The organism is Kamptonema sp. UHCC 0994, from assembly GCF_029167235.1.
Taxonomy (GTDB): domain Bacteria; phylum Cyanobacteriota; class Cyanobacteriia; order Cyanobacteriales; family Microcoleaceae; genus Kamptonema.
On sequence record NZ_JARFTR010000112.1, the window covers coordinates 1 to 23,368 of the forward strand.

Here is a 23,368-nt window from a genome sequence, read left to right on the forward strand (position 1 = left end):
GGTAAAGATACCGCCTAGAAGGCGGCGTTACGGATAGTTTTGCGTAAGTCCTGTTTACAAAACATCACAGTTTTATTGAGAAAAGTTAACTTTTGTCTCTCTGGCTATGCTCCAAAATGCGGTTAATTAGGGCAGTTGTAGAACTGGGAACCTCCACTTTCACAAAAGAAATCTCACAGCCGATCGCTTGTGCGGCCGGGCCTTCCGGCAAAGTTTCAATTAAATAGTCACCACCTTTAACATAAATATCGGGCTTTAGCCTCTCAATCAATTTAATAGCCGTAGTATCAGCAAAAATTACCACTGCGGTCACTGGTTTTAAGGCCGCCAGCACTTCTGCCCGCTGCATTTCCGGTACAATAGGACGAGATGGAAACCCAAGCTGTTGCGGCTTGATAGCTTGCACGCTAGTATCGCTATTTAATCCCACAACCAGCGATCGCCCCAAAGCTTTCGCCGCCTGCAAATATCGGACATGACCCGCGTGGATCATATCAAAGCAGCCATTAGTAAAGACCAAAGGTCGCCACAGCAGCGGGTCAGCCGCGATCGCCTCTTCAAGTTCCGTCAAAGTATAAAGACCTGAAATCATAGAATTTTAGACATTAGATTTCCAATTCGGCCAACCCCAGACTTCCCGCATCCATTCTCTTGTCCAGCTCACTCTCCGTTACTATAAGACAGGGGATACTTTAGCCCCTCATTCTCCAAACCGTCGGCGTAGGGGAGGGGGGTAGGGGGGAGAGGTCAGATTGCGTAAGTCTTATGTATCCTCAGAGAGGATGTAAGCCCGTAGCAAAGATAATCTATTTTGGTGCAAAATAACCTAACTCATTAAGCACAATCTAAATGAAAGCAACTAATAGTCGTCAATTTTCCTCAATGGCCGCTCGGACTTTAAAAGTAGTGGGTATTATATTGATTTTGTCCGCCGTCTTCGACTGTATCATCCTGTCGCTTCCCGGCGAATCCTCTGACTTTTTTACTAGAGGCTGGCAAATGGCCTTAACAACTCAAGTAGTTGACCGAGGAATTTTGCCCATGACAGGTATCGCCCTTCTATTTACAGGCTTTTGGGTTGACAGCAATTCTGGAGTCGTCCAAGAACCGCGCAATATTGGCCTCGATCTCAGATTTTGGGCAATTTTGTTTTCCAGCTTAGTCGGGCTATTCTATCTGCTGGTAGTTCCCGTCCACCTTAATAATACTCGCCTAGAAGTCACCGAAAGTCTTGCTCAAATCGATCGCGAAGCCACCGCCGCCGAAAATCAACTTAATGCCCAACTTAGCAGCGATCAATTCAAAACTCAGGTCGAACAACTCAAAAGCCAACGCCGCAGCCAAATCACTAGCGTACTTAGCGACGAACAAAAATTAAAGGAGGTACTCCAGAACCCACAAACCCCACCAGAGTTAAAAAAATTACTTCAAGAGGCCAAAAGTAACCCGAAAGCCCTGGAAACATTTCTCGACCAGCAAGCCCAATCCCTGCCAACTCAGGCTATTAAAGAGATTACCACCCGCAAACAGCAAAAAGAAAAAGAGATCAGAATGCGATCGCGCAATTCTAGCTTACAGACAGGAATCAGCAGTTTATTGTTAGCGATCGGCTACATTACTATTGGCTGGACTGGATTAAGAAGTATGGGGATTTTGCGAGCCGGTCGCCGCAAAGCTTAAAGTAACCTGGATGGCAGTACGAAAATTAGGGCATCCTGAAATATCGTCACCAGCCTAGCATTGCCCTCAATGAAAGCTTGGAATGTTCTCAATTTATATTCTGACTTACAACGAAGAAATTGACATCGCCGCTTGCATTGAATCGGCGCTGCTATCCGACGACATCATTGTAATTGACTCTTTCAGCACCGATCGCACCATTGAAATAGTCCGCCGCTATCCCGTGCAAATCGTGCAGCACGCCTTTGAAACTCACGGGAAGCAGCGGACTTGGATGCTAGAGGAAGTACCCACTAAAAACGAATGGGTTTACATTCTCGAAGCAGACGAACGAATGACCCCAGAACTTTTTAATGAATGTTCTGAAGCCATAAAAAATCAGAACTACATCGGTTATTATGTCGCAGAGCAGGTAATATTTATGGGGCGGTGGATTCGTCGCAGCACCCAATATCCTCGCCACCAAATGCGCCTATTTCGCAAAGATAAAGTCCGGTTTGGCGATTACGGTCACGCCGAACGAGAAATTTGCGAAGGCCCCACTAGCTTTTTGAAAGAAACCTATCCGCACTATACCTGTAGCAAAGGTCTTTCCCGCTGGATTGAGAAACACAATCGCTATTCTACTGACGAAGCCGCAGAAATTTTACGCCAATTAGAAGCGGGTAAGGTGAATTGGTGGGATTTGTTTTTTGGGGCCACTGAAGTAAACAGGCGTAGAGCTTTAAAAGACATCTCTTTGCGTTTGCCTTTAAGACCATTAGTACGCTTTTTCTATATGTATTTTTTGCTAGGTGGGTTTCTGGATGGCCAACCGGGATTTGCTTGGTGTATGCTACAAGCTTTCTATGAATATCTAATATCAATTAAAGTTTGGGAAATGAGAAATATGCCTTTGCCGAAGTTGGATTCTACAGGTAAGCAGCTTTCTAGCGAAGAAACTAAATTAGAATTGCATAGGCAATAACTGCGATCAAATCCATCGGCTTTTTAATCCATCAACAAATATTTTCTTTAGTACCTAGCCTCCGTTTTATTAGGCGATCGCTCTTTTTTCCTTAGCGCGATCGCTATAATCCAAAAGTTTAAGGAGTTTTATCATAGTTTAAGAAAAGCTTAAATCAACCGAGGGTTAGAATTCAGACTTCGCGGACTTCATCTGTTGATAAAAATCTGACTATCACTCAATAATAACCAAATCTTTTGCAACAATTTCGCTCTTGTGAGTTAAGAGCTTACTACGATGCTTATCAAAGTAAACCACCTCATAATCAGGGGCTAGTTCTTCCCTAAGCTGTAGCCACAAACTAACTCCCTCCTGCTCAAAATCCTCCTTAGCTTCCCTACTAGAAAATCCAACAGAGTTAGCAGGATCGGCCATATTTAAAGTAGCGTCATAGACATTCGCCCAAGCATCTAGCCGCTTAATCGTTTCCTGACTCAGAGGTAAAGTTTCTGGGTCAATGTTACCAACTTTACCCGGTACTTTCCACCACAGCGGATAGCATCCATAATCAGGCATCAGTTTGATAGTTTCCGGCATATTTTTCATTTATCAAATTAAGGTCTATGGGCTGGATTAGCACCGACTATGTAGCCGTTGTCTCCAACTGTAACACTTATGTACTGGATGTTGCCATCAAAGAACACTTCATAAATAGTGCGAGGGGTAGGCGATCGCGTTTTTTGATACCCAATTATTTGCCCTTGAGTGACAGCGGCCATCACTGCATCTATAATTTGAGTAGCACCAATTCCACGTTCCATAAAATCTTCCTGATGGTTCTCCAAAATGTGTGCAAGACCCCGCCCACCTTCACCGCCTTTTCCTTCTTCCAAAAATACTATTTTACCATCTTCTAGCTTAGCTATCCGCAGGATTTTCTCTGGTGTATGCTTAATTCCTGCCTGTTGTAGTTCAGCAATTAGAGCTGCTTTTTGAACTTCTATTGTAATTACTGATAAGTTTCTGTTGTTAATGCCGATTAACTATCCTTTCCGCAACCATGTGAGAACGCATTATCAGGCTTAGCACAACTCCAATATATCGTTAGTATAAAAGTGGTTAACTTTTGTACCCCAGACCAACCAAAATTAGAAGGGGCAAACCAAGTCAGTTAAAATTGCTTGAAGTAATAGCTATCCAGGGTAATTAAACTTTATGCACTTGAGCGAACTGACTCATCCGAATCAACTGCACGGTCTATCCATTAACCAATTGCAGCAGATCGCGCGGCAAATTCGAGAAAAACATTTAGAAACAGTCGCAACTAGCGGCGGACACCTCGGCCCCGGCTTAGGAGTCGTCGAACTAACGATCGCACTTTACCAGACCCTAGACCTCGATCGCGATAAAGTCCTCTGGGATGTCGGCCACCAAGCCTACCCTCACAAATTGCTAACCGGTCGCTACGATCGCTTTCACACTCTACGCCAAAAAGACGGCGTAGCTGGCTACCTCAAACGCTGCGAAAGCAAATTTGACCATTTTGGTGCCGGTCACGCTTCCACCAGCATCTCCGCCGGTTTAGGTATGGCCCTAGCGCGGGACATGAAAGGTGAAAACTTTAAGGTTGTAGCCGTAATCGGTGACGGCGCATTAACTGGCGGTATGGCCCTAGAAGCCATCAACCACGCCGGTCACTTACCGAAAACTAACTTATTAGTCGTCCTCAACGACAATGAAATGTCAATTTCGCCCAATGTCGGCGCAATTCCCCGCTATCTCAACAAAATGCGCCTCAGTGCTCCAGTCCAGTTTCTCAAGGATAATCTAGAGGAACAATTCAAGCACATTCCCTTTGTCGGTGAAACTTTCACCCCAGAAATGGAACGGCTAAAAGAAGGAATGAAACGGTTAGCAGTACCGAAAGTTGGCGCTGTGATTGAAGAATTGGGCTTTACTTATATGGGGCCAGTAGACGGCCACAATTTGGAAGAATTGATTACTACTTTCAAACAAGCACATACAATACAAGGGCCCGTATTGGTTCATGTAGTGACAGTGAAGGGAAAAGGATATGCGATCGCAGAAAAAGACCAAGTAGGCTATCACGCCCAATCTCCCTTTAACTTAGCTACTGGCAAAGCCATACCCTCCAGTAAACCCAAGCCTCCCGCTTACTCAAAAGTCTTTGCCCACGCCCTAATCAAACTAGCAGAAGATAACCCTAAAATTGTCGCTATTACTGCGGCAATGGCAACAGGAACAGGTCTAGATAAACTTCAGGAAAAACTGCCTAAACAATACATCGACGTTGGCATTGCCGAACAACACGCCGTTACTTGTGCCGCTGGATTAGCCTGCGAAGGAATTAGACCCGTTGTCGCCATTTATTCTACCTTTTTGCAAAGAGCCTATGACCAAATAGTTCACGATGTTTGCATCCAAAAGTTACCAGTTTTCTTCTGTTTAGATCGGGCAGGAATTGTCGGCGCAGACGGCCCCACTCATCAGGGAATGTACGATATTGCTTATCTGCGGTGTTTGCCAAATATCGTATTAATGGCACCAAAAGACGAAGCCGAATTGCAGCGGATGATTGTTACTGGCATTAATCATACTTCCGGCCCGATTGCGATGCGTTATCCTCGCGGTAATGGTTACGGCGTACCCCTGATGGAAGAAGGATGGGAAGAACTACCAATTGGTAAAGGTGAAATTTTGCGTCAAGGCGACGATGTACTCATACTCGGTTATGGATCTATGGTACAACCAGCGATGCAAACCGCTGAAATTTTGAGCGAACATGGCATTGAAGCAACAGTCGTGAATGCCCGTTTTGCTAAGCCTTTAGATGAAGAATTAATCTTACCTTTAGCTCAAAAAATTGGGCGGGTTGTTACCTTGGAAGAAGGCTGTATTATGGGCGGTTTTGGTTCAGCAGTGGCCGAATCTTTACTGGATAATAATATCCTAGTACCAGTAATGCGAATTGGCGTGCCTGATGTCTTGGTCGATCATGCAACTCCTGAGCAATCTTTTGCAGAATTAGGTCTGAATCCATCTCAAATTGCAGAGCGTGTGCGGGCAAGCTTCAGCTCAAAGTTATCAACAGTTAGCGTCTAGTTAGCTATAATTGTAACGCCGCCCTCTGGGCGGTCAAAGAACCGCCAAGATGGCGGCGTTACGGCAATTTGAAAAAGAGAGAAAATCAACTATGACTCAAGCAAAAACAACTCGGACTGTAAGGCGAGGTCGATTATTTCCTGAAATCCAGTGGTCTGAAGAAAAGAAAGCCCAGTGGCGAGCTGAAATAGAAGATATTTACCAGCGTTGCAAAATAGTGTTCGATCGCCTTCAACCGGAGTTGATTAAAACACACTATAACTGGTATATGGCAGTTGAGCCTGATAGTGGTGATTATTTCATTGCCAACGATGATGAATTAGTGACAAAAATGGCAAAAGAGAAGCATTCCCATGCTAAAATTCACGTTTTTCGGATTAACGAGACAGGAGTTTGTGGCACAATATGATAGAGGGAAGGTTTGGTCATGAGGATGAACTTTTTTTTGAAATTGAGTTAATAACTCCTGATGACTTAGAGTTACCAGTTGATGCCATGCTAGATACAGGTTTTTCAGGCTGGTTAGCGATAGAAAATCAGGATTTAGAAGGCCTTGATTGGATTTACGTTAAGCAGGAAAGGATGCGTACAGCTAAGGGAGAATTCATTTTCGAGCTTTATGCAGGAAAGGTACGAATAGATGGACAAGAATTTGATATTCCCGTCCATGTGCGTGATGGAGTCCCGGAAATTTTAATCGGTAGGCAATGGCTAAAAACTCGGCGTTTGATAGTTGATATGCCGTTAGGTATATTAACATTAGGTGCAAATTGAAGTGGGAGCGAACTAAAGTTTTTTTTCAAATATATAAGTGTAGAACTTACGCACAGAATAACTAAAAAATCACCCTTTAATACCAAATCCGACTTTACTACCCCCTCTATTGTCATTGCGAGCCAAGCGAAGCGCAGTTGCGAGGGTACGAAGCAAGCCCGAAGCAATCGCAGAGACTAGGCGATTGCTTCGCTTCGCTCGCAATGACGGATTATTGCTAATAAAGGGGATGACTAACCCTGATTTGGTATAAGATTGCTTGAATGCGTAGGTGTAAGCAGTCAAAGGTATCAAAATGACAGCCAACGCCAATGACAGAAATAGTAGTGAGTGCGTAAGTCCTAAATAGTTTGCAGACAGACTCTAGATCATGGCAAAATTTGTGGCATTAATTAAATTTGCCGAAATTCCGTTCACAGAGGCAAGCAATTCATTGGTACTCGCCAGCCGAATTAAGGCAGCATTATTGCCCTGAGTAATACTCAGATCGAAGAAACTTAAACCATTACTTAATCCCATCAAATCTTGACCTGTTTGAAAGTCCAAAATAATATCGCTTCCTTCTCCAATAACTAAAGCGAAGATATCCTTTCCGCTACCTCCCAACAGAGAATCATTGCCCTCATCGCCTTTCAGCAAGTCATCATTAGCACCACCAATCAGGTAATCATCATCTTTACCGCCGTAAAGAGTATCATTACCAACATAGCCATTGAGTGTATCTTGACCTTCATTACCATAAAGTAAGTCATCGCCCAAACCGCCGCAGATTTGGTCTTGCCCACCCGCAGTACCGACGGCAAGGGGACTGCCTGTATCCCCGTAGATGGTATCATTTCCGTCGCCGCTGCAAAGAGTGTCATTTCCTTCATCACCGAAAAGTAAATCGTCGCCTAAATCCCCTACGGCGATGTCATTGCCTTTGCCGCCCTGTACTGTATCATTTCCATCACCGCCAGAAAGAGTATCTTCGCCTTCCTCTCCGTTGAGGTAGTCATTGCCAGTACCGCCAAAAAGTAAATCTTGGCCTGTTAAATCGGGATTTGAAGGGTCAAGAGTACCGCCATAAATGGTGTCGTTACCTTCATTGCCAAGTAGGGTATCGTTTCCTTTGTCGCCAAAAATCAGGTCGTCATCTTTGCCGCCGATCGCGATATCGTTATCTTTACCTGCGAAGATAGCATCGTTGCCTGCGTTGCCGTTGAGGTAGTCATTGCCTTCATTTCCAAACAGCAAATCGGGGTCTACGTCGGGGCCAATGGGGACAATGTTAGGAAATCCACCGTAAATATTGTCGTTTCCTGCTTGACCAATGAGGCGATCGCTACCATCTAATCCATTAATGCTGTTATTGGCATTATCGCCGATGATGTTGTCGTTGCGATCGCTACCATTTAGTATATTCTCGACTGCATTTGGGCCGGGAATATCACTTAAGCTAGGGAAGGTTATCTGTTTGCAAATGCAATCAGGATCTTGAGGTTCTGGAGTTGGAGTTGGAGTTGGAGTATTTGTTGGAGTTGGAGTTGGAGTATTTGTTGGAGTTGGAGTTGGAGTATTTGTTGGAGTTGGAGTTGGAGTGTTTGTTGGAGTTGGAGTTGGAGTATTTGTCGGAGTTGGTGTTGGTGTCGGATTCGGGGTTGGAGTTGGAGTTGGAGTCGGATTCGGGGTTGGAGTTGGTGTTGGTGTTGGAGTCGGATTCGGGGTTGGAGTTGGTGTTGGTGTCGGATTCGGATTCGGGGTTGGAGTTGGTGTTGGTGTCGGATTCGGATTCGGGGTTGGAGTTGGTGTTGGTGTCTGCAAGTCGTCATTTGCGATCGCGCCAATGCCCGTCGCTTTTGCTATAGTCGCATTAGTAGGAGTGCTGAGATTAACATTAAATGTTTCGTCAGCTTCAAACTTAGCATCGCCATTGACAGCAATAGTAATGGTTTTTGTGGTTTCTCCTGCGGCAAAAGTGACGCTTCCTGTGGCCGCTGTATAATCGCTGTCACCAATAGTAGCAGTGCCGTCAGACGTAGCGTAATTAACGCTGACTGCTTGGGAACTAGCATTATTTAAGCTAACAGTAAATACAGCATTTGTAGTGCCGCTGTTGCCTTCTGTAACCGTGAGATCGTTAATGCTGATACTAGGTTGAGTAGATAGAGTATCATCATTAGTAATAGTCCCAAGGCCAATCGCTTTGCTAATAGTCGCATTCGTAGGAGTGCTGAGATTGACATTAAATGTTTCGTCAGCTTCAAACTTAGTATCGCCATTGACAGCAACATTAATGGTTTTTGTGGTTTCTCCTGCGGCAAAAGTAACGCTTCCTGTGGCTGCTGTATAATCGCTATCAGCAGTGCTAGCAGTACCGTCTGATGTGGCGTAATTAACAGTAACAGGTAAATTAGAAGCTGCTGAAAGAGTTGCAGTAAAAGCGGCATTAACAGTACCAGAATTTCCCTCAGTGACAACTACATCATTGATAGAAATACTGGGAGTATCATCATTTGTGATAGTAGCTGTTGCGGTACTTGTGGTGACTGTAGAACTTTCCGGCGCTGCGGTCAAATTCGGGTTAGATAAAGTGGCAGTAATTGTCTCATCAGCTTCACCTAATGTTTCTCCCAAAACATCGAGAGTAATGGTTTTACTTGTCTCGCCGGCAGCAAAGGCGATCGTTCCTGTTGCCGTAGTAGCGGGGTTTGCATTGATGTTATTGTAGTCTGCGCCGTTAGTAGCCGTGCCTGCGATCGCATAATCTACCGTACTCGCTACCCCAATACCGCCGCTGCGGGTGACAGTGTAGGTGACAGTTTGAGTGCCAGAATTGCCTTCAGTTAGAGAACCTGTAGCGGGATTTGTCAGCGCGATCGCATAGGAAATCGGGTCATTCGCAGAAATCGTAACTGTAGCATTGCTATTAGTGGTATCTATCGTGTAATTGCCAGTACCTAAATTCAGTCGCAGCGTCTCTCCAATCTCAGGAATAGTATCGTCAACCGGGGTGAGAGTAACATCAACAAAAGCTTGTCCGTTGGGAATAGTAACAGGAAAATTACTGCTAAGATTGTAGTCAGCAGCAACAGCGGTGCTACTGCCATCAATAGCGAGATTAACTGTTAAAATACCTACGGTGCTATCACTGCGGCTAATGCGAAAAGTACCTGGGCTTCCACCTTCAATAGCTGTAGCGGTTGGGGCTGTAATGCTGACGGTTTGCTGTAGTTCAAAAGCACCAATATCAGCAGCACTGCCAGAAGGTCGAGTTAAGCTACGTTGATCGGTAGCAGGTGCGATCGCAATATTACCATTATCAAGAGCAGGACTTCCAGCGAGTAAGGCGTGAGTTTGTGTAAGGCCGCCGTTATTTGCTAGTGTTGCTAGTCCGGGAGTTAGATTAACAATATCGCTGCCAGTGCCAAGCGTACCCGTATTACCCGTTAGATTCCCGATCAGGTTATTGTTATTCCCAGTGATGTTGCCAGAAACGTCGGGGTTGATAGTTCCTGCTGCGGGAGAGGCATCAAAGTTACCGGCGATGATAGTATTTCTGAGAGCGATCGTAGCCAGACTGCTGAATATTCCACCCCCGTTATCATTTGCGCCATTGGTAGCATCTGAATCAGCAGTGTTATTCGTGATAGTGCTATTAGTGATAGTCCCCGCAGTACCAATCCACCAGATAGCACCCCCTTTTTCCAGTGCAGTGTTCCCGGAGAGAGTCGTATTGGTGAGGTTGAGAGTGCTGCCACCTCCGCCGTAGATTGCGCCGCCTCCCCAAGTAGCGTCGCTGGCTTTGTTGCCAGAAAAAGTGCTGCCAGTGATATTAAGCGTACCTTCGCTGTAAATGCCGCCGCCACCTTGCGATGTCACCTCGTTATTGGTGATGCTGCTATCAGTGACTGTCATCGTGCCTTGGTTTCTGATCGCACCGCCACCGAATGCAGTTGCCTTATTATTAGTAAAGGTGGTATTAGTGAGTGTGGCCGTACCACCGCCATTATTGAAAAGAGCACCACCTCCTCCAGCAGTGTTATTAGAAAAGGTAACGTTGGTGAGGTTTAGCGTAACGCCATTGCCGTTACTAATGCCACCGCCACCAGCAGCAGTATTGGCGTTAGCAAAGGTCAGGTTAGAGATGCTAACAGTGCCGTTAGCAGTGCTAAGTATCTGCACTGCGTTGCTGCCGCTAACGGTCAAAGTAGCTGCACCTGGGCCGTTCAGAGTGACGCTTTCATTAATAGTTGGTAATGTCGCAGTGAGGGTAATTGTGCCAGTAATGCCAGTCAGGTCAATAGTGTCGTTAGTATTGTTGAAAACAATAGCGGCGAGATCGGCATTTACGGGTGTATTGGTGTTGAGAGAAGTAATTGCTTCGCGCAGAGTGATCGTGCCGTCAACAGCAATAGTATCTGCTGTGCTATTTACATTAATAGTTGTCAGTACAGAGGTGTAAGCTGCGATCGCATCTTGGCTAAATGCCAAAGGTGTCTCAATCGAACCAATTTTCACTTCTAAATCCCAGTCGCCGCCTAATGCAGCACTCCCTGTAAGACTTTTGGAGGCCGCAATATCTGCACCCGTAAGTTGATTGAGGCGAGAGATAAAATTTTTCCCTTCTATTTGGGCCGCTACGTTGCAACCATATAGAAGGATGTCAGCCTTGGTAGTTAAAGCATTTTTCCACTGCTGAAACTGACTAGCGTATACGTCTAAGTTGTGAGAATTTAGCTGAATTGCGCCCAGTTGCAAACTTCCAGGGCCGCCGTGAGAAACGATGTGAATGGCAGAAATATTAGTACAGCTAGCAAGTAACTGTGTAATTTGTTCGACTCCATCTCCCGTTGCGTCCAGTATAAATACTTCTTTCCCTGATTCCGCACTCTGTGCAAGACTTTGGTAATCTTCAACGGTAGAGTCAATAAAAACTATTTGTGTATTTTCCATGATGAGTTTTCCTGATAGATGCAAATGGGATTGATGATGACTTTTCCCAGTAAATACAAATACAGCCAGATGAACAGGACTTATGCACTTTGAAGTCAGAAACCTGGTTTCTTCGTAAATTTCTAGCGAGAAACCAATTATTTTTCTGAGAATCCCGGTTTCTGTGCGAAGTCCTAATCAAATAGCGATCGCCTTGCCAACAATGCAAATTAGTATTGAAAAATAACCATTAACTTGACAGTAATGGCTGAACTAAGTTTATGAGCGGCAAAACGAAATACTTGAGTCATCGCCTGACTTAAAGCTCAAGGACAACAACTAGAACAAATTCGTTCCCAATTCTAGTAAAAATATCTGTAAGGCAAGCATTCCGGCAGTAAATCTCTGCGTCTAACCAATAACTTATCAGCGGTTATGCTTCGCCCCTACAAAATTGGGATGCTACCCTGGATGTATCCCTGGCAACATTGGCGAAGTACCGCTAATATGGCATGATTAGGTTTGTCTGTGATATTTTTAAGTTCCCTTCACGTCTATGACTTCCCAAGCCACTCAAGTTTCTCCTGTCATCTGGAAAGAAGACCGCGTATATCTCATTGACCAAAACCGACTTCCCAGCGAATATACACTTGTCGAAATTAGCTGCTGCGAAGATATGGCAGAGGCGATTAAGACCATGATTGTCCGAGGTGCTCCGGCGATTGGTATTGCGGCGGCCTACGGCATTTATTTAGGTGCAAGAGAAATTGACACAACTGACCGCGATGAGTTTTTAACTAAACTCGAAGCAATCGGCGATTTATTAGCTGCAACTCGTCCTACTGCTGTTAATTTGTTTTGGGCAATATCGCGAATGCTAAAAACTGCCCGTCAAACTAGCGGTTCTGTCGAACAAGTGCAACAAGCATTGTTAGAAATGGCGAAAACCATTCATGCAGAAGATTTGCAAACTTGTAAAGATATTGGCGATAAAGGTTTAGAAGTATTGCCAAAAACCCCAGAAAAGCTAACTCTTTTAACTCACTGCAATGCAGGTGGTTTAGCAACTGCTGGCTATGGTACGGCTTTAGGTGTAGTGCGTTCCGCTTGGCGAGATGGAAGATTAGCAAGAGTTTTTGCTGATGAAACTCGCCCCCGCCTTCAAGGTGCAAAATTAACAACTTGGGAATGCGTGCAAGAAGGGATTCCGGTCACTTTAATTAGTGATAACATGGCGGCTCACTGCATGAAACAAGGTTTAATTCATGCTGTAGTTGTAGGTGCTGACAGAATTACCGCAAATGGTGATGCTGCTAATAAGATTGGTACTTATAGTTTAGCAATTGTTGCCAAGGCTCATAATGTACCATTTTTTGTAGCTGCGCCCCTATCTACGATTGATTTTGAGTTGTCCAATGGCGATTTAATTCCGATTGAGGAACGCGATCCAGTTGAGCTTTATCAAGTTGGCAATACGCGGATTTGTCCCGTAGGAGTAGAGTTTTATAATCCCGCTTTTGATGTTACGCCTGCTGAATTAATTACTGCAATTATTACAGAGTATGGCGCGGTTACTCCAGGGGAATTAAAACAGTTTCAGGCTAAGCAATTAGTTTAATTGTTAACGGTTAACGGTTAACAGTTAACTGTTATAATGGTACAGTTTAAATGTAGGGTGGGCATTGCCGCAGACAATCGTTGATTATTAGCCGATATTCATCGCCGGCAATGCCCACCTTACAAAGGCTAAAAACAGTTTCAGGTTAAGCAATTAGTTTACATATAGCAACCTTCTTGGCAGTTAGGACATTCTAGTTTCGACCAAACCCTTAATTATCTTCCCTTCTTCCCTAGTGCCTAGTCCCTTCTTCCCTAGTCCTTAGCCCCTAGTCCCTAGCTATAGTATGTCACTAAACCACTTGTTCAATCGGATTTCTATAAGACTCAGAAATGCTTATAGCTACTGCAATCGGCAGATCAAAGCTATTTTAATGGCTCTGATGACAGTTTTTTTCACTACAACCAGTCATTCACAGTTAGAAAAAGAAGCGATTAACGCCAAGGAATCAGAAGGAATACAATATATTTGGGCTATGAATATATCTCAGCAAGGTTACTATGCAGAGAATGGTGATTTTACGGATTCTATTCCCAACTTGGGGAGTAGCATCCAAACTCAAACTGCCAATTATAACTACTCAATAAGCAAGGGGAACCAAGCTGTATTTAATTATGCCACAGCGCGAGAACAAAACCTAAAAAATTTTGTAGGCGGAGTCTTTTTGGTAGGTGATGAAATTCAAACAATTTTATGCCAAGCTAATATTGCAGAGACGACTAAACCTGCTAATCCAATTAATAACAATGGCGTTTTACTCTGCGGTGTTAATACTACAGAAGTAAGCAATTCACCGCTGCGCTCAAATGCCAGACAGTCTGTTTCATCAATGAACTATGCTCAGCAAGCTTACTATGCAGAAAATGGTAGTTTTACAGATTCCCTTCCAAAACTAGGAATTGGTATTAGGGCTCAAAATCCTAATTACAACTACTCAATGAGCCTCAGCAACGAAGCTGTATTTAATTATGGAATTTCAAGGGAATCAGACCTATATAGTTATGTAGGAGGTGTCTTCTTAGTAAGAGATGTTAACACCGATATTTCTACTAAGACAATTGTATGTGTAGCTAATCTTCCAGGCACGGTTCAACCCGCCAATCCTACTAATAATAATGGCGTTTTAGCCTGTGGTGCTAATACTACGGAAGTAAACAATAATTTACCTAGTGCTCAAAAGTTTGTTTCGTCAATGAACCTTGCTCAGCAAGCTTACTATGCAGAAAACGAGAGTTTTACGGATGTAGTTGAAAAACTAGGACTTGGTATTAGTCCTGAAAATCCCCAATACCACTACTCAATTCAGCTAAGTAACAATACGGTATTTCATTATGGAATTTCACGGCAATCTGACCTTAAAAGTTATGTAGGAGGTGTATTTTTACTACCAAATATTGATAATGGGATTTTTTTTAAGAGAATTTTATGTGTAGCTAATCTTCCAGGTACGACTCAACCCGCAAATCCAATTAACAATAATGGTGTTTTAGCCTGCGGTGCTGATACTGTGGAAGTAAGCAATCCACCACGATCATTAAATACTGATGCTAAGCAGTATATTTTTTCAATGAACATCGCTCAGCAATTCTACTATGTAAGGCACGATAGTTTTACAGATTCTCTTGAAAAACTAGGGGTTGGCATTAAGGCTGAAACTCCAAATTACAACTACTCAATTCACCTGACTAACAATGCTGTATTTCATTATGGAATTTCACGGGAATCGGGCTTTAAAAGTTACGTGGGGGGTGTATTTTTACTAGGAACTGGTGACAAAGAAATGTCTGCTACTCATAGAATTTTATGTGTTGCTAATCTTCCGGGTACGATTCAACCTGCTAATCCAATTAATAATAATGGTGTTTTAGTCTGCGGTGCTGATACGACAAAAGTTAGCCTATAAATACACCAATGTGGAAAATTAGCTAGTTTAAACTCAAAATTAAGTTAATACTGAGATTAAGGGGTTAGTTTCAGCTTTGTTAATTAATTGTACAGTATTCTACGAAGATATGCCCGAAGCTATGGATATAACGCCTCGCCAGTGGTAGGATCGAAGACAAAGAGATGATTAAAATCTAGTTCCACAGAAATGCGATCGCCTGGATGTAAACGCACATTTGCTGGTACTTGTATCTGTATAGATGTTACGGAATTATCTCCCCCTAAAATAGGTAAAGCAGCACGGATTAAAGTTTCTCGTCCCAGAGGTTCAACTACTTTGACTTCAACTTCTAGCGGCAATTTCTCCAATGCCCAAAGATCGCTATTTAAGTCGTCTTCCTGTTTACTAAAACTGCCAAATATTTCTATATATTCGGGGCGAATCCCTAAATCAAAACCTTGCCCATCACGGGGTTGCAATCTCTCTCGAATTGATGGCGGACAGGCTAAAGATTGACTTCCTATTTGAAAAGTGCTATTAGTATAAGTGGCAGGCAAAATATTCATTGAAGGATTGCCTAAGAATGTGGCAACCATTCGGTTAGCAGGTTTAGCATAAATATTTTGAGGTTCGCCAATTTGTTGAATTTTACCCTGATTTAATACTACAATTTTATCAGCTAATGTCATCGCTTCTACTTGGTCGTGAGTAACGTAAACTGTAGTAATTCCTAGTCGTTGATGTAATTGTTTTAGTTCTGCCCTAGTATCGTCTCGCAATTGGGCATCGAGGTTAGATAAAGGTTCATCTAATAGAAATACTTTCGGTTCTCGTGCGATCGCTCTTCCCAATGCTACCCGCTGTTGTTGTCCTCCTGATAACTGTTTGGGTTTGCGGTTGAGGAGGTGATCGATAGAAAGAGAACGGGCTACATTTTCAACTCTCTCTCTGATTTTTGTAGCTTCAAAATTACGCATTTTTAACCCAAATGCCAGATTTTCTGCTACTGTCATGTGTGGGTAAAGGGCGTAATTTTGAAACACCATTGCGACATCTCTTTGTCGGGCGGGGACATTATTAACTAATATATCTTGAATGTAGAGATTGCCAGAGGTAGCGGTTTCTAAACCTGCAATTGTCCGCATAATTGTAGATTTGCCGCAACCGGAAGGCCCGACTAAAACCCAAAATTCACCATCAGGAACTTTAAAGGTAATGTCTTCGATGGCGGTGACGTTATTAAATCGTCTGGTAATGTTTTCTAAGCGCAGGTTTGCCATTTGGTAATTGTTAGTTGTTGGTTGTTAGTTGTTGGTTATTTAGTCAGGACTTACGAACATCGCGTAACGCCGCCCTCTGGGCGGTAAAATTACCGCCCAGAGGGCGGCGTTACAAACTGTTGGAATTAACCATTAACTAATTTTTCTAACTCTAAAACTACCCGGTCTAATTCTTCAACAACAGGTGTTGGTTCAGCCTTGCGAAATGCCTCGACTAAAGACCGATAATACCAGAGACTTCCCTCTTTTCTGCCTTTGAAGCGTTCCCAAATTAACTCTCCAATTTGGCGGTAATCATTGAGAATTGACCTGGCATTATACAGCTTATCTGCGGCTGAAACTAATCTTACCGATCGCGTAGCTGTGGGGATGTGGGCGATGTAGGCTTCCTTGCGCGATCGCCAAGGGGGTTTCGGGGTCACATCTGAGTCCGTACACCCGTCTACAATAGCTGTTACAGCGTCCCCAAAGCGGCGGCGAATCTCTTGGCGGGTAGCGTCGCCGCCTTGGTCTTCGATCGCATCGTGGAGGAGGGCCGCGATCGCTTCATCCTCACTTGCGCCATATTCTAAGGCAATACTGGCAACACCTAACAAATGAGCAATGTAAGGAACACCCGAACCTTTACGGATTTGATTAGCATGGAGTTCGGTAGCATAAATGAGAGCTTCTGTAAATCTATTTGATAGCATTTTTTGTGTTTATTTACTCAAGTTTATGTTTTAATAGTAATGGTCAGTTTTTTCTGGAAACGAGGTAACAAAATGGTAATTGCCATTAATCCAATTTTAGCAGATAAATCGGAAGAATTGCAAGTAGAAGAGCCGCAAAAAGTTTTATCCTTAGAAGAGTTTATCGCACACCCTCCCGACAGGATGGAATGGGTTGACGGTCAATTAGTGGAGAAAACAGGAATGGGTTTTAAACATGGTCTTGCTCAATCTAAACTAGCTACTTACTGGAGAAATTACCAAAACTCTAGCGGGCAAGGGGGAGAAGTTATTACAGAAGTTCTTTGTCGCACTCAAAAACAGGGTCGTAAGCCTGATGTTGCCTATCTTACGCCTGAATTGATACCAACAGATAATTTGACAATATTTCCTCAAAGTTTTCCGCTGATTGCCGAGGTTGTTTCTCCTGATGATAGTGCTGAAGACTTATTTGCCAAAGCTCAGGAATATTTAGAATCAGGTTGTCAGGAAGTGTGGCTATTATTTCCTGAAGCTAAGTTGATTTTAGTTAACGATCGGCAGCGGTGGATATTATTTAATTCGGGGGAAATTGTCAGCACTCAAAATGTACTTTTAGGGTTTAGCGTGGCAGTGAATGAATTATTGGTGTGACTTGGTTGCTAAAAGATCCATTTTATGAAATGAGATTTATAATCTCAAGCAAAAATTTGCCTATTGATATTATAATGATTACTTATAATCAATTAATTTATCATTTGAATTTTCTATCTATTTTAGGGTGACTTTGTAATTTCTGCGTTATATTATAATTTTTGTGCTAAGGTGATAAGTTTGTGGGCATAAATTAATGGTACTAACCGAACAATTAACTCAATTTCCGTACAAACCTCTGTACAAACCCAATCAACTAATTTGCGGTACGGGTCAAATTGGAATTGTAACCGGTTGGACTGTCAGAGGAGCGATCGCTAAGCATTTATCTTCCGATGAGTTTGCTGTGATTGGGCAGCTATACAGCCCAACTCGCGGAATTAGTTTTTTAATTAGGAATTTATTAGCTAACCCTCATGTTCGTTTTCTGGTAGTGCTTAACGCTACAAAAGAAGACATTAACGCGGGTGGATGTGAATGTTTACTAGACTTTTTTCGTCAAGGTTTTAGCGAAGGCAAAAGTGATACTGGGCGCAAATGTTGGATAATTGAATCTCGCATTTCAGGATACATTGATATCGAGATTGAAGCCAATGCTTTAGAACAACTGCGACAATCTGTGCAATGTCGAGAAGCCAAATCAATTTCTGATGCAGTCAGTATAGTTAAAGATTATTCACAACTTAGAGAAGTTAAACCTTGGGGTAAAGAATTAAAATTTCCTCTAGCAGAAATTATCCCAAATGTACTGCCAGGAACACGCTATGGTCATCGCATTGAAGGAAGAACAATTGCGGAAACCTGGGTAAAAATTATTCATCGAATTAAAACAACAGGTACACTGCGACCAACAGGTTATGATGGGCAATGGCAGGAACTAATTGATTTGATGGCAATAGTTACTGATGAACCACCTGACTTTTATTTCCCTGAACCCAATTATTTACCATTAGATAGAGAGTTTATTGAAGAATACGTCCATCAAGTTGTTGACGATAGTGCTTATAGACAAGGAGTAAAATACACTTATGGTCAACGATTGCGTTCTTGGTTTGGACGCGATCAAATTGAACAAATTATCCATAAATTGATAGGAGAGATTGACGCTGCTAGTGCAGTTATGTCTTTGTGGGATGTTAAGGATCACGATACAGGTGGTAGTCCATGCCTTAATCATATTTGGTTGAGAGTTGTGGATAACGAACTGTCAATGACTGCTACTTTTCGCAGTAATGATATGTTTAGCGCCTGGCCTGCTAATGCGATAGGATTGCGTAAATTACAAGAACATATCCGAGACGAAATCGCTAAGAAATCTGAGTATAACTTAAGAATGGGACCGCTAATTACGATCAGTCAAAGCGCTCATATTTATGATGATACTTTCGATTCAGTCGATCGGACTATTAACGATCATTACCATCATATTATTGAAGAGGAACGTAAGCGTTATTTGGATGCCGTTGGCAACTTTTTAATCAAGGTAGAAGGGAAAGAAATGTTAGTTTGCCAGACAACTCCTGGTAGTGGGGAGGTTGTCATGTATTATCGTGGTAAAGACCCACTCAAACTATTGCGAGAGATTTGTGCTAGTTCTCCGGCAATTCAGCCTGAACATTCGGGTTACTTAGGTCTGGAGTTACAAAAGGCTTTTGACTGCATTAGAAGCGGTAAAATCTACGTTCAAGATCAGTAAATTTAAGTGAAAATTAAAGTGCAAGGAGTTGTTTATGTCAGTTCTCAGTGAGTGGGACATCATTAATGAACTAGGTAGAGGACTATTCATTTATCCCTTTAGAGGAAGGGAGGAAAGTATAACAGGTTGCTGTTTATGTCTAACGGCAAGTAGATATGCTTATAGATTTGAAGTTGAGCAGAATGGAGAGAAAAAAACAAAGCCTTTAGAGATTAAAACTGATTCAGAAAGTCTACATCAATTTTTGATAATACCTCAAAGAAAAACTGCTGTAGTATGGACTAATGAATCTGTACTTTTGGGAAATTATTTATGTGGCTCAATTCATTCAAAAGTAAAGCTAGTGTCTAAGGGAATAGGTCATATTGGAACAAGAGTAAATCCAAATTATGGAGGTATTATGGCTATAGCTCTTCATAATTTATCAGACCAAGATATAGAAATTGATATTGGCAAAAATGATGAGGATTATGGTGAGACTATTGCTTATTTAAGAATTTATAGGTTAAGCTCTAAATCTTCATCCTCTGAAAGAATAGATCCTGCTGGCAAGCTTAAAGATGCTATTCCTCCAGGTTTTACACCCCCTCCTGAGCTTATTTCTTGGCTTTATAAAAAAGCGTGGAGAAATGGCGATAAAAGTGCTCTTGAAGAAATTTTGGAACAGTCGCAAAAATATAAGGTTGCTAAAAATGAACTTGCCAAAAAATCTATCCGCTATCGTTTCTTTTTTAAGTATTTGCCTCATTGGGATACAAGCATTTGGGTGCAAATTATCATAGCAGGAGTGACAGCTATTAATGTAATAGTGGCGATAGTTAAATAATACTGTTTAGGAAGTGTAAATCTCAATGCTCAAAGTATATATCTCAGGTGCCTTAACAGGAATCGAGAAAGCCGCAGAAATCAAAGCTTTCTATGAGGCAATTGGTTCACTTTGTGATCGTATAGGACTCCAAGCCTATGTTCCCCACCTTTATACCGATCCTATTAACAATCCAGATATCAGTCCTAGCCTAGTCTTTGAGAATGATAAACAACAGGTCAGTAGATCGGATTTAGTTATTGCTTATCTAGGCTCCTTCTCTTTCGGCGTAGGGATGGAACTAGCCTATGCAGAGACAAATGACATACCTGTTATTCTTCTCTACGAAGAAGGTAAGAATATATCAAGATTTCCACGCGGTATTCCTACAGTGATTGCGGAAATTGAGTTTAATCTTTATGAAGATGCTTTAGTCAAACTTAAAGAAGTTATAGAACAGAAGGTACTAAATCAAATTGAGAATAAACCCCATCATAGACCAAATTGGGATGAATATTTTCTAATGTTGGCAAAACTCGCGGCCACGCGCTCAACTTGCCTCGCTTTTCCCGTAGGCGCAGTAATAGTTAAGGATCGCCAAGTTGTAGCTACAGGATATAATGGTTCCCCGTCGGGTTCAGTTCACTGCACTGCTCAAGGATTCTGCTATCCGGGGTTGAGTAGTTGCGATGCTAGTCAAGCATTGCCATCCCGTGCTATTCATGCGGAGGCGAATGCGATCGCGCAAGCTGCCAGACACGGCATTAGTACCGCTGGCGGTAGCATTTATGTCACCTTAGAACCTTGTATTTATTGTTTGAAATTAATCATTTCAGCAGGAATTAGGGAAGTATTTTACGAGGCTGTTTTCAATACTGGAGATAAGGCTAAAGTCAGAGATTCTTTCGTGAGTGAAGGTATTGTGACTATCAAACAAGTTCAGCTATCGGAAGCTACGGCAAAAATGGCTGCTGTTTATTTGCTTAATCCCACTTCTGTACAGACAAAGCCTTTAACAGATGTCAGTTCATTTTCAAATTTTGTTACTAAATAGACTTCTTGCAAAAGTAGGCGAGGCGATCGCTATTCCTGTGAGTCGTAATTATTAGGCGATCGCTTATAAATTCTCGGAACTCAACAACAAAGTAGAGCGTTTTGAGTCACCTAATCTTGGCAAAAACAGATAATCTGAGCGGACTTTTCGGTTTACTATAACGTCATCGCTAACCTGCCGCATACTCGCGGTCGGTGTGAATCGGGTTGTTATGACCAGATTGGAGCGGACTGAGCATCAAAAAACTCAACATTTGAACTGGGCGATTTGAGATATGCAATAGCATTCGCCTGAACCCTTCTATTCTCTTCGCTGGATTCGTCACCAAAAATGCTTACAAAAAACTTCTGGACTTTGCTCCGCCTCAGTTGGTCAAAAATATGTTTATCATTTTCATCCATCGAATGTCCCTGAATGAAGAAAGTTCCAGTGACTCTTCCAAGTTCGCGAAAGCAGAAATTCAAGTACGGATTGTGTTCTATTCTCTGCTTTTTCTTGGTCGAAGTTGGCTCAGAAACGAAGAGAGGAAATTTCCCTTTTTCCAAATTGGCTTTAACTAGATCGACGATGCCAATACCTCTTTCAGCATTAGCGTGTTTTTCGATTGCTGTTCCACTATCAAAGATGTGCAAGCCTCCGTGCAAAAAGTGAGCTTTTTGATTTGTCCCGTATCCTTGCCATTCACAACCGATGCGAAATCCATCGTCTGTCGAATAATCTTCGGGTGGCAAATTATCCTTATTTATCGCCCAGTAGAACAAGAGATCGTAGTTCACCGTAAAAATTTGCTCGTAGCGAGAAAGGAAGCGACGAACAGATATGAACTGCTCGTTGGTAACATCTCTTGGTCGCTCTGGGTGCGTGATCGAAATCGCACTAATGAGAGCATCTTTCAGGAGTTGCTGGTCTCTTTCGATCATTTCGACCAAAACTTCGTTGCCACCATAGGCTTCAAGGACTGCCTTTGCTGCTATAAGTGATCTCATCACTGCTTCAAAGTCATAGGTTCCACTAAGCGTAAAAAGCTTCCTAATTTCGGCTTCACGATCAGTGAACTTGGCAACATCAAGCAGGTTTGCGTAGTTGAATACATCGTTCCGCCAAGCGAGAGAAAAGCCGTTACCCAACAAGATTGAAGGCTTATCACCATCTTCAACCGTTGCCATTGCCTCGTCGAAAGAGAGCATTCGCTAATCCTCATTGGTAAGTAGGCATAACTATATATTATCTTGCAGATTACAAGATAAATATTTATACAAGATGAATATTACATAAATTTTCAGATAAAGCAACCAATAAGTGTGATAACAAGATTTTTGCAGGGTAACATCCCTGAATAGAGTTTTATTTGGCAAAATGGAACCTTTTAGAGTCACCCCATTTACAATGATCTATCCTGCATGATACAAACTCGGTAGCATCATTAATAGAGTAGTGCAGGCATCTTGCCTGCTATTCTACAAAATTGCAGGCAAGATGCCTGCACTACAAAATAGATAAAGGAGGTAAACTAACCTCACCCTCTTTAGGGTTTTCCCAGTTAAGGTCTGTGACTTTTCCTAATTTCTGTTACTTGATCTGCCGCATCTAAAAGTGCCTGTGGCATCTCTGGCCCTGTCAAAATGAGATCGATTTGACGGGGGCGCTTTTCTAGCAGGGTCAAAACTTCTGCTTCTGAAATCAAGCCAAAATTAACCGCCAAACTCAATTCATCTAGAATTACCAGATTGTAACGTCCTTCAATGACAGCATCCTGAGTCCACAGCCACAAATCTCGCAAAGAATTAGTCTCTGCTTCATCCAACTGCGGCGTGTCAATGCAGCGGGGCAAGTTGCAGCGCACCCAATCTAAATTTTGCCCCAACCGCACGGGATGCTCGTGTCCCTGATTAATTCCTCCCTTGAGAAACTGCACCACTAGCACTCCTGTCCCCTGTCCCGCAATTCTGAGCGCTTGAGCCATTACACTGGTAAAAAAGCTCCGGTGATGGCAACTGAAGACTTGCACGAGTCCTTCGACTGTGTGGGGTAAGCTGCAAGGCAAATTGAGAGTGGGGGTTTCAAGCTGGGCAACCATAAGGCAATCTCGAAATTAGCGGTGGGTCTTTCAGGCGGCTCCGAGTTTGAAACAGAGCCACGCTACTTAACAATATATAGTGTAGTTGGCTGATTGCAAAGCTCTGTACACACTAGATGTATGCGACGGCTTTAACCTAGTTGCTGTCTCGATCTCAGCTTTTTGGCAGGGAG

Annotated in this window: 19 protein-coding genes; 11 read left to right on the plus strand and 8 right to left on the minus strand. The window is 42.7% G+C overall.

Annotation, left to right across the window (positions count from 1 at the left end):
• Nucleotides 1–85: 85 nt before the first annotated feature.
• Nucleotides 86–592 carry an adenylyltransferase/cytidyltransferase family protein gene (locus tag PY364_RS10580; protein ID WP_275522356.1) on the minus strand — a complete coding sequence of 169 codons (507 nt, stop codon included), beginning with the start codon at nt 590–592 and terminating at the stop codon, nt 86–88.
• A 257-nt stretch (nt 593–849) separates the two neighbouring features.
• Between PY364_RS10580 and PY364_RS10585 the strand changes: the two genes are divergently transcribed.
• Both PY364_RS10585 and PY364_RS10590 read left to right on the plus strand, forming a co-directional pair.
• Nucleotides 850–1,680, plus strand: coding sequence for an HpsJ family protein (locus PY364_RS10585; protein ID WP_275522358.1), 831 nt, complete (start codon nt 850–852; stop codon nt 1,678–1,680).
• Between the two features lie 82 nt (nt 1,681–1,762).
• Nucleotides 1,763–2,647 (plus strand): glycosyltransferase family 2 protein, encoded by an 885-nt coding sequence (locus PY364_RS10590; RefSeq protein ID WP_275522361.1) that lies wholly within the window; start codon nt 1,763–1,765, stop codon nt 2,645–2,647.
• Nucleotides 2,648–2,860: 213 nt separating this feature from the next.
• On the opposite strand, the gene PY364_RS10595 is transcribed toward PY364_RS10590, so the two are convergent.
• A complete protein-coding gene (locus PY364_RS10595; RefSeq protein ID WP_275522363.1) occupies nt 2,861–3,223 on the minus strand; it encodes a hypothetical protein in 363 nt (120 codons plus the stop codon).
• A gap of 17 nt (nt 3,224–3,240) precedes the next feature.
• Nucleotides 3,241–3,519 carry a hypothetical protein gene (locus PY364_RS10600; protein WP_275522365.1) on the minus strand — a complete coding sequence of 93 codons (279 nt, stop codon included), beginning with the start codon at nt 3,517–3,519 and terminating at the stop codon, nt 3,241–3,243.
• A 322-nt stretch (nt 3,520–3,841) separates the two neighbouring features.
• On the opposite strand from PY364_RS10600, the gene dxs reads away from it, so the two are divergent.
• The 3 genes from dxs (at nt 3,842) to PY364_RS10615 (ending at nt 6,523) form a co-directional block, all read left to right on the plus strand.
• Entirely contained in the window at nt 3,842–5,749 is a 1,908-nt protein-coding gene (gene dxs / locus PY364_RS10605; RefSeq protein ID WP_275522367.1) for a 1-deoxy-D-xylulose-5-phosphate synthase, read from the plus strand.
• A 91-nt stretch (nt 5,750–5,840) separates the two neighbouring features.
• The gene (locus PY364_RS10610) at nt 5,841–6,158 is read left to right on the plus strand and encodes a hypothetical protein (RefSeq protein ID WP_275522369.1); all 318 of its coding nucleotides are present in this window, start codon (nt 5,841–5,843) and stop codon (nt 6,156–6,158) included.
• Nucleotides 6,155–6,523: an aspartyl protease gene (locus PY364_RS10615; RefSeq protein ID WP_275522371.1), complete on the plus strand. Its 369-nt coding sequence runs from the start codon at nt 6,155–6,157 to the stop codon at nt 6,521–6,523. Before PY364_RS10610 ends, PY364_RS10615 begins: the two co-directional genes overlap by 4 nt.
• Before the next feature lie 363 nt (nt 6,524–6,886).
• Here PY364_RS10615 and PY364_RS10620 read toward each other — a convergent pair whose 3' ends face one another.
• Nucleotides 6,887–11,458 carry a DUF4347 domain-containing protein gene (locus PY364_RS10620; RefSeq protein WP_275522374.1) on the minus strand — a complete coding sequence of 1,524 codons (4,572 nt, stop codon included), beginning with the start codon at nt 11,456–11,458 and terminating at the stop codon, nt 6,887–6,889.
• Nucleotides 11,459–11,993: 535 nt separating this feature from the next.
• Between PY364_RS10620 and mtnA the strand changes: the two genes are divergently transcribed.
• Both mtnA and PY364_RS10630 read left to right on the plus strand, forming a co-directional pair.
• Nucleotides 11,994–13,055: an S-methyl-5-thioribose-1-phosphate isomerase gene (gene mtnA / locus PY364_RS10625; protein WP_275522377.1), complete on the plus strand. Its 1,062-nt coding sequence runs from the start codon at nt 11,994–11,996 to the stop codon at nt 13,053–13,055.
• A 286-nt stretch (nt 13,056–13,341) separates the two neighbouring features.
• Nucleotides 13,342–14,958, plus strand: a complete 1,617-nt coding sequence (locus PY364_RS10630) for a type IV pilin-like G/H family protein (protein ID WP_275522379.1) — start codon at nt 13,342–13,344, stop codon at nt 14,956–14,958.
• Nucleotides 14,959–15,077: 119 nt separating this feature from the next.
• Here PY364_RS10630 and PY364_RS10635 read toward each other — a convergent pair whose 3' ends face one another.
• Together PY364_RS10635 and PY364_RS10640 are read right to left on the minus strand one after the other, a co-directional pair.
• A complete protein-coding gene (locus tag PY364_RS10635) occupies nt 15,078–16,220 on the minus strand; it encodes an ABC transporter ATP-binding protein (protein ID WP_275522380.1) in 1,143 nt (380 codons plus the stop codon).
• A 125-nt stretch (nt 16,221–16,345) separates the two neighbouring features.
• On the minus strand, nt 16,346–16,912 hold the full coding sequence (locus tag PY364_RS10640) for an HD domain-containing protein (protein WP_275522382.1): 567 nt from the start codon (nt 16,910–16,912) through the stop codon (nt 16,346–16,348).
• Between the two features lie 72 nt (nt 16,913–16,984).
• Here PY364_RS10640 and PY364_RS10645 point away from each other — a divergent pair, with 72 nt between their 5' ends.
• The 4 genes from PY364_RS10645 to PY364_RS10660 all read left to right on the plus strand — a co-directional run bounded on the left by PY364_RS10645 (nt 16,985) and on the right by PY364_RS10660 (nt 21,118).
• Complete coding sequence (locus tag PY364_RS10645; RefSeq protein ID WP_275522383.1) at nt 16,985–17,563, plus strand: Uma2 family endonuclease; 579 nt, start codon at nt 16,985–16,987, stop codon at nt 17,561–17,563.
• Nucleotides 17,564–17,759: 196 nt separating this feature from the next.
• Nucleotides 17,760–19,259 (plus strand): thymidylate synthase, encoded by a 1,500-nt coding sequence (locus PY364_RS10650; RefSeq protein ID WP_275522384.1) that lies wholly within the window; start codon nt 17,760–17,762, stop codon nt 19,257–19,259.
• A gap of 34 nt (nt 19,260–19,293) precedes the next feature.
• The gene (locus PY364_RS10655) at nt 19,294–20,085 is read left to right on the plus strand and encodes a hypothetical protein (protein ID WP_275522385.1); all 792 of its coding nucleotides are present in this window, start codon (nt 19,294–19,296) and stop codon (nt 20,083–20,085) included.
• Nucleotides 20,086–20,515: 430 nt separating this feature from the next.
• On the plus strand, nt 20,516–21,118 hold the full coding sequence (locus tag PY364_RS10660) for a dCMP deaminase family protein (protein WP_275522437.1): 603 nt from the start codon (nt 20,516–20,518) through the stop codon (nt 21,116–21,118).
• A 209-nt stretch (nt 21,119–21,327) separates the two neighbouring features.
• Here the strand turns inward: PY364_RS10660 and PY364_RS10665 are convergent, their stop codons facing one another.
• Both PY364_RS10665 and PY364_RS10670 read right to left on the minus strand, forming a co-directional pair.
• Complete coding sequence (locus PY364_RS10665) at nt 21,328–22,305, minus strand: DUF4917 family protein (RefSeq protein ID WP_275522386.1); 978 nt, start codon at nt 22,303–22,305, stop codon at nt 21,328–21,330.
• Nucleotides 22,306–22,658: 353 nt separating this feature from the next.
• Nucleotides 22,659–23,195, minus strand: a complete 537-nt coding sequence (locus tag PY364_RS10670) for a P-loop NTPase family protein (RefSeq protein ID WP_007356714.1) — start codon at nt 23,193–23,195, stop codon at nt 22,659–22,661.
• Nucleotides 23,196–23,368 lie beyond the last annotated feature (173 nt).